This is a genomic window from Pseudovibrio ascidiaceicola, assembly GCF_900114245.1.
GTDB classification, from domain to species: domain Bacteria; phylum Pseudomonadota; class Alphaproteobacteria; order Rhizobiales; family Stappiaceae; genus Pseudovibrio; species Pseudovibrio ascidiaceicola.
Window position 1 is genome coordinate 664,180 of record NZ_FOSK01000001.1, and the last position, 12,378, is coordinate 676,557.

General features: G+C 50.6%; 10 protein-coding genes and 2 tRNA genes. 9 read left to right on the plus strand and 3 right to left on the minus strand.

The genetic code is table 11. The features are described from left to right. Positions 1–70: 70 nt before the first annotated feature. The 3 genes from rpsA to aroA form a co-directional block, all read right to left on the minus strand. Positions 71–1,765 (minus strand): 30S ribosomal protein S1, encoded by a 1,695-nt coding sequence (gene rpsA / locus BM231_RS03195; protein ID WP_093517072.1) that lies wholly within the window; start codon positions 1,763–1,765, stop codon positions 71–73. Positions 1,766–1,960: 195 nt separating this feature from the next. Further along, on the minus strand, positions 1,961–2,596 hold the full coding sequence (cmk, locus tag BM231_RS03200) for a (d)CMP kinase (protein WP_063286511.1): 636 nt from the start codon (positions 2,594–2,596) through the stop codon (positions 1,961–1,963). Beyond that, entirely contained in the window at positions 2,593–3,948 is a 1,356-nt protein-coding gene (aroA, locus tag BM231_RS03205) for a 3-phosphoshikimate 1-carboxyvinyltransferase (RefSeq protein WP_208860020.1), read from the minus strand. The genes cmk and aroA overlap by 4 nt, the downstream gene beginning before the upstream one ends. A 205-nt stretch (positions 3,949–4,153) precedes the next feature. Between aroA and BM231_RS03210 the strand changes: the two genes are divergently transcribed. From BM231_RS03210 to BM231_RS03255, 9 genes are all read left to right on the plus strand, one after another. Continuing rightward, complete coding sequence (locus BM231_RS03210) at positions 4,154–4,531, plus strand: TIGR02300 family protein (RefSeq protein WP_093516649.1); 378 nt, start codon at positions 4,154–4,156, stop codon at positions 4,529–4,531. Positions 4,532–4,663: 132 nt separating this feature from the next. Next, positions 4,664–4,739: transfer RNA gene (locus tag BM231_RS03215), tRNA-Ala, on the plus strand. Between the two features lie 104 nt (positions 4,740–4,843). Further along, a tRNA-Ala gene (locus BM231_RS03220) sits at positions 4,844–4,919 on the plus strand. A gap of 258 nt (positions 4,920–5,177) precedes the next feature. Then, positions 5,178–6,593 (plus strand): cryptochrome/photolyase family protein, encoded by a 1,416-nt coding sequence (locus BM231_RS03225; protein WP_093516651.1) that lies wholly within the window; start codon positions 5,178–5,180, stop codon positions 6,591–6,593. Between the two features lie 121 nt (positions 6,594–6,714). Beyond that, entirely contained in the window at positions 6,715–7,203 is a 489-nt protein-coding gene (locus BM231_RS03230; RefSeq protein WP_063304302.1) for a fasciclin domain-containing protein, read from the plus strand. A 686-nt stretch (positions 7,204–7,889) separates the two neighbouring features. Further along, positions 7,890–9,197, plus strand: coding sequence for an extracellular solute-binding protein (locus tag BM231_RS03240; protein ID WP_093516655.1), 1,308 nt, complete (start codon positions 7,890–7,892; stop codon positions 9,195–9,197). A 177-nt stretch (positions 9,198–9,374) separates the two neighbouring features. Continuing rightward, positions 9,375–10,256, plus strand: coding sequence for an ABC transporter permease subunit (locus BM231_RS03245; RefSeq protein WP_057462725.1), 882 nt, complete (start codon positions 9,375–9,377; stop codon positions 10,254–10,256). Between the two features lie 10 nt (positions 10,257–10,266). Then, a complete protein-coding gene (gene ugpE, locus BM231_RS03250) occupies positions 10,267–11,109 on the plus strand; it encodes a sn-glycerol-3-phosphate ABC transporter permease UgpE (RefSeq protein WP_093516657.1) in 843 nt (280 codons plus the stop codon). Positions 11,110–11,111: 2 nt separating this feature from the next. Then, positions 11,112–12,215 carry a sn-glycerol-3-phosphate import ATP-binding protein UgpC gene (locus BM231_RS03255; protein WP_093516659.1) on the plus strand — a complete coding sequence of 368 codons (1,104 nt, stop codon included), beginning with the start codon at positions 11,112–11,114 and terminating at the stop codon, positions 12,213–12,215. The last annotated feature ends 163 nt before the right edge of the window (positions 12,216–12,378 follow it).

Sequence of the window (12,378 nt, forward strand, 5' to 3'; positions counted from 1 at the left end):
CGCACTCATCAACGCAACAAAAAAGCCCGCTCAAATGAGCGGGCTTCTTCGCAAAATCTATTGCTAGATCTTATTCGTCGTCGTTCTGCTTCTTCATAGCTGCAGCGAGGATGTCGCCGAGAGAAGAGGAAGCGTCAGAAGAACCGTACTGTGCAACCGCTTCTTTTTCTTCAGCGATTTCAAGTGCCTTGATGGATACACCAACGCGGCGGGTCTTCTTGTCGAACTGAGTGATACGAGCTTCGATCACATCGCCAACGTTGAAGCGGGAAGGATCCTGCTCACCACGTTCACGGGACAGGTCAGCGCGACGGATGAATGCAGAGAGGTCGCCGTCTACGAGTTTAACGTCGAGACCGCCGTCTTTGATTTCAGTCACTTCACACTTAACGATTGCGCCCTTGCGAACGTCGCCAGCGGATTCGAACGGATCAGCGTCGAGCTGTTTGATGCCGAGAGAGATACGCTCTTTCTCAACGTCAACGTCAAGAACGACTGCTTTAACAACGTCGCCCTTCTTGTACTCTTCGATGACCTGCTCGCCCGGACGGTTCCAGTCCAGATCGGACAGGTGAACCATGCCGTCAACATCGCCTTCGAGACCGATGAACAGACCGAATTCGGTCTTGTTCTTAACTTCACCTTCTACGGTGGCGTTAAGTGGGTACTGCTGTGCGAATGCATCCCATGGGTTCTGCAGAGTCTGCTTGAGGCCCAGGGAGATACGGCGTTTGGAAGCGTCCACTTCAAGGATAACCACTTCAACTTCCTGGGAAGTAGAAACGATTTTGCCTGGGTGTACGTTCTTTTTGGTCCAAGACATTTCGGAGACGTGGATCAGGCCTTCGATGCCTGGCTCCAGTTCTACGAATGCACCGTAGTCGGTGATGTTGGTTACACGACCGGAGAACTTGGAATCCAGTGGGTATTTGGCTTCGATGCCATCCCATGGATCTGTTTCCAGCTGCTTCATGCCGAGGCTGATGCGGTGTGTTTCCTGGTTCACACGAACGATCTGCACCTTCACGGTCTGACCGATTGTCAGAACTTCGCTTGGGTGGTTGATACGACGCCATGCAATGTCGGTAACGTGCAGGAGGCCATCGATGCCACCAAGGTCAACGAATGCACCGTAGTCGGTGATGTTCTTAACAACACCCTCAACGGTCTGACCTTCTTCCAGGCTCTGAACGAGTTCAGAACGCTGTTCAGCGCGTGTTTCTTCCAGAACGGTACGACGGGACACAACGATGTTACCACGGCGCTTGTCCATTTTCAGGATCTGGAAAGGCTGTGGAGTGTGCATCAGAGGAGTAACGTCGCGTACTGGACGGATGTCTACCTGAGAGCGTGGCAGGAATGCTACTGCGCCGTCCAGATCAACGGTGAAGCCACCTTTAACCTGGTTGAAGATCTGACCAGTAACTTTTTCGCCAGCTTCGAAAGCAACTTCAAGGCGAACCCAGCTTTCTTCGCGGCGTGCTTTGTCGCGGGACAGAACAGCTTCACCCATCGCGTTTTCAACGCGCTCAAGGTAAACTTCTACTTCGTCACCAACGGCCATTTCGCCGTCACGGCCTTTTGCGCCGAATTCCTTCAAAGGAACGCGACCTTCAACCTTCAGACCTACGTCGATAACAGCGAGGTCTTTTTCGATAGCAACAACGGTGCCTTTTACAACGGTGCCTTCGTAAAGGTCGGAAGTCGCAAAAGATTCTTCCAACAGAGCTGCAAAATCTTCAGCAGCAAAGTTCTGATTTTCCATGAAATCTCCTGGTGCCATAAGAATGGCGCTCGCCGGCGGGTTTGTGTTAACACTAAAGGACAAGGGCTCCCGGTTCTCAACTCGCGTTGAAAAACAACCACTTACGAGTAAGTGGGCCGGCGAAAGCGGTCACACTTGTCCAAATTCGGTATCGTTACAGTCGCTTGATATAACAAACGCGAGCTCCGAAGGCTGTTATGAAACAGCTGAATTCCGGGCGCGTTCGACGATATCCACAGCCGCACGAAATGCGGAGTCTATATCCATTTCTGTCGTATCAAGCAAGTGTGCATTTTCAGCGGGTTTTAATGGAGAGTCTTTTCTGGTGCTATCGCGCTCGTCGCGACGCTCCAAATCCACTAGGATTTCATTAAAATCTGCTGGAATTCCCTTGCCGTTCAACTCGTCTGTACGACGCTTTGCACGGGCTGCTGGAGACGCGGTAATGAATAGCTTAGCCGTCGCGTCCGGGCACACAACAGTCCCGATATCACGGCCATCCAAAACAGCACCCGGCTCTTGTTCTGCAAATGCACGCTGAAGGCTCACCAGTTCCTCGCGCAGACCGGAAAGGACCGCAATGCGAGAGGCTGCCTCACCAATTTCGTGGGAAGAGAGCTGATTGCGATCCAGGTTCCCAAGATCAAGGTTCTGGGCAACAGAGATTGCAACGTTCTCATCACCAAGTGGCAGGCCGCGCGCAAGCAGCGCAGCGGCGACAGCGCGATACGTCAAACCAGTATCCAGATGGCGGAGTCCAAAATGCGCAGCGAGCTGGCGTGCGAGCGTTCCCTTGCCAGATGCCGCTGGTCCATCCAGAGCAATAATCATGCAGCTTCCTCATTTTTATTTTCAAGCTTGCCACCCAGCTCACCAAACATGGAGAGGAAGGTCGGGAAGCTTGTCGCGATTGGCGCTGCATCATCAACCTGTACCGGTTTGTGTGCAGCGAGCCCCAGAATAAGGAAGCTCATTGCGATCCGGTGATCCAGATGTGTTGTAACAGTGCCACCGCCAATATTGTTTGCCCCACCAGTAACAGTCAGACTGTCCTGTTTTTCAACGCACGGAATACCGTTTGCTTCCAAACCACGTGCAACAGCAGCCAGGCGGTCTGACTCTTTCACACGCAGTTCTTCAAGACCAAACATGACAGTGTCACCTTGAGCAAATGCAGCAGCTACGGACAGAATTGGATATTCATCGATCATAGAAGGTGCCCGGTCCGCTGGAACCGTAATACCCTTTAATCGTGAATACTTGGCGCGAATATCACCAATCTTCTCTCCGCCGCTTTCCCGTTCATTCAAGATGGTAATGTCAGCGCCCATTTCAAGCAGACTAGTAATAAGTCCAATGCGATGCTCATTCAAAAGCACGCCTTCAACAGTGACATCAGAACCCGGTGTGATCAAAGCAGCAACAATTGGGAAGGCAGCTGAAGATGGATCGCCAGGAACCGTAATGTCCTGAGGCTGTAGCTTCGGCTGGCCTTGCAGCGTAATGATACGCTCACCGCTCTCGTTTACCTCAACCTTCAGGTCAGCACCGAAACCAACCAACATCTTCTCTGTGTGATCCCGTGTTGCAACAGGTTCGATAACAGTTGTTGTACCAGCAGTATTCAAACCAGCTAGCAGCACTGCGGATTTCACCTGCGCAGATGCCATTGGCACGCGATAGGTGATTGGAATTGGAGTGTCGCTACCGCGGATAGAGGCTGGCAGGCGGTCGCCGTTACGCGCAACAACCTGAACACCCATCTCACGCAACGGATTAAGGACGCGGCCCATTGGGCGTCCAGACAACGAGGCATCGCCAGTCATGGTGACGGCAATCGGGTGGCTCGCAAAAATACCCATTGCCAGACGTACGCCTGTACCCGCGTTTCCAAAATCAATTGGAGCTTCCGGCTCAAGCAGACTACCCAGTCCAACACCTTCAACCGTCCATGTATCATCTTCCTGACGAACACACTTGGCACCAACGGCATTCATTGCATTTGCAGTGCCAATCACATCTTCTGATTCGAGAAGGCCAGAGATGGTAGTTTTGCCAAGCGCCAAGGCGCCAAACATCAGAGAACGATGGGAGATAGACTTGTCACCTGGAACTTTGATTTGACCGTTTAGCGGAGAGCCGCTGTGAGCGGTCACAATTTGCGGTGACGAATTATGGGACATGTTCATTTCCGGGGTTGCGAGACTGAAAAAACTAGTTCCTCCTAACACGGAAGAAAAAGACAGTCACCCTAGGGCGCATTGAACTATTGCGAAATTTAAGCAGTGAATGTACGACTTCGGGTAGATTTCTAAGATTTATCTTTGACATGATGGCCAACCTGAGGCTAAGGGGGCCGTCAACGAGATACAAACAAAGGTGAGAACCGTGGCAAGACCGGAACTCGGAACCAAGCGCTTGTGCGCGGCGTGTGGCGCTAAATACTACGATTTGAAACGTGACCCGATCATCTGTCCTAAGTGCGGCGACATGTTTGATCTGGGCATGACAGCAAAAACAGCCAAGGCTGTAAAAGCTGTTCAGAAAGAAGAAGCTAAGGAAGCATTGGTCAAAGACGATGCAGAACTGGTTTCTCTGGAAGAAGCAGACGCTGAGGCATCTGGTGAAGACATCCCTGATCTGGAAGATGAAAACATCAGCGACGATATCAGTGGTGATGACTCCGATGTATTCTTGGACGATGAAGACGACGAAGACTCTTCCGTACCAGGCATCGTTGTGGCTCGCGACGACGACGAAGTCTAAAATTTCCACAGCTTGTGAAACAGCAGGCTGTTAAGAGAGTATTCTCTTGAAATGTGGGGGCGGCCCATCTATGTTCCGCCTCCATCGGCACACGAACTTCATTGAAGTTTCAGTGCCTAAGGAAGAAATGATGGGGCCTTAGCTCAGCTGGGAGAGCGCTTCGCTGGCAGCGAAGAGGTCAGGAGTTCGATCCTCCTAGGCTCCACCAAAGACATTTTGCAAAAAGTGTCTGGCATTTCGCGAGGAATGTATACGTTCCTTGAAGACTGCGCAGCAGGGCAACCCAAGCCCGTTTTAAATGCTGCATGGTATGGGGCCTTAGCTCAGCTGGGAGAGCGCTTCGCTGGCAGCGAAGAGGTCAGGAGTTCGATCCTCCTAGGCTCCACCAAAAACATTTTGCCAAAAAACGGCTAAGAATGTCTGGTTCTTACTCAAAAATCCCAACAATGTTTTTAGATTATACCTGATCGTCCTCTTGGCATCTTTGTGCTGTCTTTACGTGGCTTTGGAGCGTGTTTGATAAACAAGGCCAGTCTCGCGCTAGTGACGCTTTGCACACTGCGAGAATTGAAGTTCTATCGCCATTGATACGCAAGGAAATTGCTATACATCTGCCGTAACTGTTTATTTTGAGCAGAGGCTGTCGATGACTGCACCCGTCGTTATCCATTGGTTCCGTCAAGATCTTCGTTTGAGCGATAATCCTGCCCTGACTGCAGCTTGCGAGGCGGGCGCGGTTATTCCACTCTACATCCTGAATGACGGTGAAAGAGGCGCGCGCGAACATGGCGGCGCGGCGCAGAACTGGCTGCACCATTCTTTAAAAGCTCTCAATAAAAGCTTGAAAGGGCAGCTGTTGATAATGCGGGGTGACCCGGCTGTGGTCATCAAGAACCTTCTTCAGGAGGCAGGAGGGACGGGTGTATTCTGGAACAGATGCTATGAACCATGGCGCATTGAGCATGATGCTCATTTGAAGTCAGAGCTGGAAGAAGCCGGTATAACTGCAAAAAGCTTCAACGGCTTGCTCCTGTGGGAACCATGGCAGGTGTCGAAGCCAGATGGCGACCCTTATAAGGTCTTCACCCCGTTTTATCGCAAGGGCTGTCTGCAGGCTTCCGAGCCACGTAAGCCCTTGCCTGTTCCTAAGCCAATGCAACTGCATCAAGTGACTGCCAATGGCGCTCTGTCTGTTGATGAGCTGAAACTGATCGACAACCGTCCATGGTCAGCGCAAGTAAGCAATTGTTGGAGGCACGGAGAGCAAGCGGCGCAAAACAGGCTTTATGCGTTTCTCGACAACGGTATCTCCAATTACAAAGAAGGGCGAAACTCCCCCGCTCTCATGCACACTTCGCGACTTTCTCCGCACTTGCACTTTGGTGAGATTTCGCCCAACCAAATCTGGTCGGCGCTCAACATGCACGAAGAAACACGCGACATTGATCATTTCCGGAGTGAGTTGGGCTGGCGCGAATTCTCTTACTCCCTGTTGTTCCATAACCCAACGCTTCCTCAAATCAATCTCAACACCAAATTCGACAGCTTTCCGTGGGTCTCCGATGATCAACGCTTGCTGGCTTGGCAAAAGGGCCAAACGGGCATCCCGATTGTCGATGCAGGCATGCGCGAGCTTTGGCAAACTGGTTATATGCATAACCGCCTGCGGATGGTCGTTGGCTCGTTCCTCGTAAAGAACTTGCTATTGGACTGGCGCTTGGGTGAAGCATGGTTTTGGGATTGCCTGGTGGATGCAGACCTCGCCAACAACTGTGCAAGCTGGCAATGGATTGCTGGCTGTGGAGCTGATGCAGCCCCATATTTCCGTATCTTCAATCCCGTCCTACAGGGCGAGAAGTTTGATGGTCATGGCGATTACACCCGCCGGTTTCTCCCGGAACTTAAAGAATTGCCGGACAAATATCTCTACAAACCATGGGAAGCTCCTAAAGATATCCTGCAGGATGCAGGCGTTGTGCTGGGAGAAACGTATCCGCTGCCAATCGTTGATCTCAAAAAATCACGAGATGAAGCATTGCGTGCATTCGAGGAAACAAAATAAAATTCAGGTCAGAGTGATCTGCCTTCAATCCCGGTCAGTATAAGAACTTGTGCGCGGCAGAATGTCGCAGTCAAAACTTATGTAATTCCCCGATTTACATCTCTGGGAAGTGGAGGGTTCTATGCGTTTATCTATGATATCTTTTGTAAGCTCGCTTGTTCTTGCTGGATCAGTAAGTGCTAATGCTGGAACTATTGTAGAGGTAGCTCAAGGGGCAGGGCAGTTTAATACCCTTATCGCTGCAGCTCAGGCGGCTGGTTTGGACGGCGCGTTAGCGGACGGTGAAAACCTGACTGTCTTTGCTCCAACCGATGAAGCGTTTGCTGCTCTTCCGGATGGAACAGTAGAAATGTTGCTGAAGCCTGAGAATAAGGATCAATTGATCGCGGTCTTAAGCTATCACGTTCTGCCACGAAAGCTTGCATCTACCGACCTGCCTGGACGGACAATCCATGTAAAGACAATCAAGGGCTCGGGCGACAAGACACTTTCCGTCTCCAAAACCTCATCGGGCGTGACCGTCGACAAAGCAAATGTGATCAGTGCCGATATTCCTGCAGATAACGGAATTATCCATGTCGTCGACGCGGTATTATTACCCTCCAACTAGTCTGGGTGCATTGCTATAGTCTGGAAGAGATCATCCTGAGGGCGTTGAGCATAAGTTTCGCGCCCTCAGTGCTGTCATAAAACGCCGTTAGATGACTCTATTTGATTGAAACGAATACATTTCATCTTTTCGAGCATGCAAACTTTTGCATTAGAAGTTGCATTCGGTGAGTTGCACACAGTGCGCCTGTGGATAAGTTTGAGCGCCTTTCGCATTCGAAAATCTGCGCCTTAAAGCATTAAGACAGCTCATCCGCACAAACGTGCAAAGCGCAAAAATAGAATTTATTCGCCGTCTAGGTATTTCTCCTTTATATCAAGTGATTAGCCGACAAATCTTTGCAAAATGCTCAACATTCGAAATCTTTCGTATCGAATTTTTTCGAAACAAAACTTCCAATTTTAGACACTTCACCCATGCTGAATGGTGGAAAATATTGCATAAAAAACAGTCGCCTTAGATCGGTTTCGCTTTTCCGAAACATGACAATCTCATGATAATTATGAAAAAAAACGAAGATCCAATTGCAATTCATCGAAACTTCAAGAAACTGTCATCCTAGTGTGAAACACCTAAGTGATATCGCAGATGAGGCGTAGGGGATGGATCGTCACTGCGATGGATCAGGTGTTAACTCCGCTTCGCATGTTAGATTTTTTCAACTTTCCCACTGGGGGGCAACAAAAATGACTCTTCGTAAAGCAACTGGTGTCGCAACCTTTGCAGCACTCGCAATGTCTTCAACAGCATCTTTCGCTGCGACAGAAATCAACTGGTGGCACGCAATGGGCGGCCGTCTGGGTGAAGTTGTCAACGAAATCTCCACCAAATACAATGCGTCTCAGGACGCGTGTCAGCTAACCCCAGTCTATAAAGGTAACTACGAAGAAACCTTGACTGCTGGTATTGCGGCATTCCGTGCTGGCGAACAGCCAAACATTCTTCAGGTATTTGATGCAGGTTCCGCTACTATCATCGGTGCAAAAGGCGCAGTTGTTCCAGCTGAAGACCTTTTGAAAGACGCTGGCGTTGAATTCAATATCGAAGATTACATTGCTGGCGTTCGTTACTTCTACGCTGACGCAGCTGGCAAAATGATCGGCATGCCGTTCAACTCCTCTACTCCAATCCTCTACTACAACGTAGAAGCATTGGCGAAAGCAGGCGTTGAAGCTCCTAAAACTTGGGAAGAGTTCGAAGCGATCGCTCCTAAGCTGAAAGCTGCTGGTTATGTTCCTTTGGCACAGTCTCACCTGCCATGGATCTTCACCGAAAACTTCATGTCCCGCCACAACCTGCCATTCGCAACCAACAACAACGGTTACGACGGCGCGAAAGGCACCAAGATCCTCGTGAACAACGATGCGATCAAAATGCACTTCACCAAGGTTAAAGGCTGGCTCGACGCTGAGCTGTTCGGTTACTACGGCACTGGCTGGGGTGACAACCAGAAGGTATTCCAGGACGGCTCCGCTGCAATGTGGCTCGGTTCTTCAGGTTCCTTCGGTGGCCTGACTAAATCCACAGACTTCAAATTCTCCGCAACCTACCTGCCACATTGGGCTTCTGTTAGCGAAACAGGCACCAACACCTTCATCGGTGGTGCTGCACTCTTCGCAATGTCCGGTAAGCCAAAAGGCGAGAACGACTGTGTTGCGAACTTCTACTCCTTCCTGACTTCCGCAGACATGCAGTACTACTGGCACCAGGAAACTGGTTATGTGCCAATCACCAACGCTGCATATGAGCTGGCAACTAAGGATGGTTACTACGACCGCGTTCCTGCTGCAGAAATCGGCATCAAGCAGCTGACACTGCCAGGTGGCGAAAACACCAAAGGTTACCGCATGGGCTTCTACGTTCAGGTGCGTGACGTGATGAACCGTGAATACGGTAAAATCTTCTCTGGTGAAAAGTCAGTAGACGACGCATTCCAGACCATCGAAGACGAAGCTAACAAGCTTCTGGCTCGCTTTGCTAAGACGTCTAACTAAGACTTAGCATTGAGACTTTCGCTAAGACCGGAGACGCTTTTAAGTGTCTCCGGTCTCAGGTTGTTTTGGAAATAGAATGTTCCCATGCGTCAAAGAGCGCAGTGAGCTTTTCTGAACAAGCGGTCAGGCTTGCTAAGCAACCGGCCACCACAACGAAAACAGCGACCAGGCCAGTCCATGAAACGAGTTCAATTCTCACATCCATTGATGCCATACATGCTGCTGCTTCCGCAGTTGGCCATTGTTGGCGTCTTCTTTCTGTGGCCAGCCGCAGAAGCAATCAGGGCGTCTTTCTATCTTGAAGACCCGTTTGGCTTCGGCTCCACCTTTGTTGGCCTAGACAACTTTAAAGACGTTGTTTCCGCGAGCGAATACAGCAGAACCGCATGGTTCACGCTGATCTTCTCAGCTGCGGTGACATTCTTTTCTCTCAGCATTGCACTTTTGCTGGCAGTCAAAGCAGACAACGTTATCAAAGGCGCCTCCACATACCGCACTTTGCTGATGTGGGTTTATGCGATCGCCCCTCCCGTCGCAGGCCTTGTAGGCGTGATGCTGTTTGACCAGCACATTGGCCCACTCAACGATCTTGCCCACGCCCTTGGCTGGAACATGCAGATCGGTGTGAACTATTTTGATACTGCATTTGCTATGACCGTGATTGCGGTTTGGAAGCAAATTCCGATCAACTTTATCTTCTTCCTCTCTGGCCTCCAGAGTGTTCCAAAATCCGTTCAGGAAGCAGCTGCGGTTGATTGTAGATCTTCTTCACGTCGCTTCTGGACCGTGACTTTCCCACTGCTGGCTCCAACCAGCTTCTTCCTGCTGATCATCAACATCACTTACGCGCTCTTTGATACATTCGGTATTATCGATCTGGTGCTTAAGGGTGAGCCAGGCAACAACCCTGTAACGCTCGTTTACAAGGTGTTCCTTGATGGCTTCCGTGGAAACGACCTTGGTGGGTCCTCAGCACAGTCTGTGATCTTGATGATACTCGTGTTCGCTCTCACTGTGGTTCAGTTCCGCATGATCGAACGTCGTGTACACTACAGTTAAGGAGGGATAGATGAAACGCTCACAGTTTTGGGATCACACGATCCTCGTTCTCGGCGCCCTCTTTATGCTGGTGCCAGTCGTCTACGCACTCATGACCTCCAGTCATGATGCTGTGTCCATTTACAAAGAGGGTCTTCAGCTCTCTCCAGGCGGCCATTTCGTTGACACTTACAAGCAAGTGTTGACTGAAGCAGGTGGCTTCACCAAGTCCGTGACCGGTCTGACCATGCTGTGGAACTCTTTGGTCCTCGGCCTGGGTTTTGCCTTCGGTAAGATCATCATCTCCATGCTTGCGGCTTATGCAATCGTGTATTTCCGCTTCCCGCTTGGAACGTTCTTCTTCTGGATCATCTTCTCCACCCTGCTGCTGCCGCTGGAAGTGCGCATTCTGCCTTCCTACGAGATCGTGCAGGGCCTCGGTATGGCGAACACCTATTCAGGCCTGATCATCCCATTGATTGCGTCTGCAACAGGTACCTTCTACTTCCGTCAGTTCTTTAAGTCCGTTCCGGATGAGCTGGTTGAAGCAGCGCGTATCGATGGTGCGGGACCGCTGAAGTTCTTCATCGACATTCTTGTTCCACTCTCCAAGACCATGATTGCTGCAATCTTCATCATCATGTTCGTGTTTGGTTGGAACCAATACCTCTGGCCAACACTCATCACCACAGATGAAAGCCTCTTCACGCTGGTGCGTGGTATGAAGCAGATTCTGCAGGTGTGGATTGGTGCGCAGATCCCGGATACGAACCAGGCAATGGCACTTGCAGTACTTGCAATGCTTCCACCTGTTCTCATCGTGGTGATCTTCCAGTCTTGGTTTGTTAAAGGGCTCGTGGAAAGCGAGAAATAAAAATGGCAGGCATTCAACTTAATACCCTTCGCAAAATCTACGCAGGCAACGTAGAAGCGGTAAAAGGCATCTCCATCGACATTAAGGATGGTGAGTTCATTGTTCTCGTCGGCCCTTCCGGTTGCGGTAAGTCCACTCTGCTGCGCATGGTGGCAGGTCTGGAAACCATCACAGATGGTGAGCTGTTTATCGGGGATCGTCTGGTCAATAATGTAGAGCCCGCTGATCGTGACATCGCAATGGTGTTCCAGAACTATGCGCTCTATCCGCACATGACGGTTTACAACAACCTCGCGTATGGCCTGAAAAATCGTAGCATCCCTAAGGATGAGATCGAAAAGCGGGTTCGCAAGGCGGCTGAAATTCTGGAGATCGGAGATTTCCTTGATCGTCGGCCACGTCAGCTTTCCGGTGGTCAGCGTCAGCGTGTTGCAATGGGTCGCGCGATTGTTCGCGAACCTGCTGCGTTCCTGTTCGATGAGCCTCTGTCCAACCTTGATGCAAAGCTGCGTGTGCAGATGCGCATGGAGATCAAGAAGCTTCAGAAAGAACTCGGCACCACTAGCTTGTACGTGACCCACGACCAGCTGGAAGCAATGACACTGGCAGATCGCCTGGTCGTTCTCAGCGGCGGTGTTGTAGAGCAGATCGGCTCTCCGATTGATGTCTACGAAAAGCCAGCGTCTACATTTGTTGCGACCTTCATCGGTTCTCCTGCAATGAACCTGCTGCCTCTGGCAAAGAGTGGCAATGAGTGGAAGCTCGACAATGGCGCAACCGTTGACGTGAAGCTGAACACAGACCTGTCTGACCTGATCCTCGGCGTTCGCCCGGAAGATCTGGTGATTGAAGAGCTGAGTGAGAAGTTCGACACCGGACTGCATACTGCACTGACTGTGCATGTTGTTGAGCCTGTGGGCGCTGAGAGCTACGTTCACGGCACCATCGGTGAAGGCAGTGTTGACGTTGTTGTTCGTGCTCCTGGTAAACTGCACTTCGAACCAGGCCAGATCCTGAAAGTGACAGCAAAGCCAGAAAAGCTGCATACGTTTGACACCAAATCCGGCAAACGTATCGAGCTGGAAGGCGCACTTGAAACAGCTTAAACGCTGCTCAGATATAACTTTCAAAAGGCCCGGCATCTGCTGGGCCTTTTTCGTGTGGTACACATAGATGCAGTCGAAAACCTGTGCCATTTTATCGCACGTGAGCGAACTTCTCTTCTCAAAAACAAAACTTGATGTAAATACTCATATTTAGCCAGCGCAC

Coding starts and splice junctions, on each gene's coding strand:
- rpsA (WP_093517072.1), bottom strand. CDS start 1,765: ATGGAAAATCAGAACTTTGCTGCTGAAGATTTTGCAGCTCTGTTGGAA.
- cmk (WP_063286511.1), bottom strand. CDS start 2,596: ATGATTATTGCTCTGGATGGACCAGCGGCATCTGGCAAGGGAACGCTC.
- aroA (WP_208860020.1), bottom strand. CDS start 3,948: ATGTCCCATAATTCGTCACCGCAAATTGTGACCGCTCACAGCGGCTCT.
- BM231_RS03225 (WP_093516651.1), top strand. CDS start 5,178: ATGACTGCACCCGTCGTTATCCATTGGTTCCGTCAAGATCTTCGTTTG.
- BM231_RS03230 (WP_063304302.1), top strand. CDS start 6,715: ATGCGTTTATCTATGATATCTTTTGTAAGCTCGCTTGTTCTTGCTGGA.
- BM231_RS03240 (WP_093516655.1), top strand. CDS start 7,890: ATGACTCTTCGTAAAGCAACTGGTGTCGCAACCTTTGCAGCACTCGCA.
- BM231_RS03245 (WP_057462725.1), top strand. CDS start 9,375: ATGAAACGAGTTCAATTCTCACATCCATTGATGCCATACATGCTGCTG.
- ugpE (WP_093516657.1), top strand. CDS start 10,267: ATGAAACGCTCACAGTTTTGGGATCACACGATCCTCGTTCTCGGCGCC.
- BM231_RS03255 (WP_093516659.1), top strand. CDS start 11,112: ATGGCAGGCATTCAACTTAATACCCTTCGCAAAATCTACGCAGGCAAC.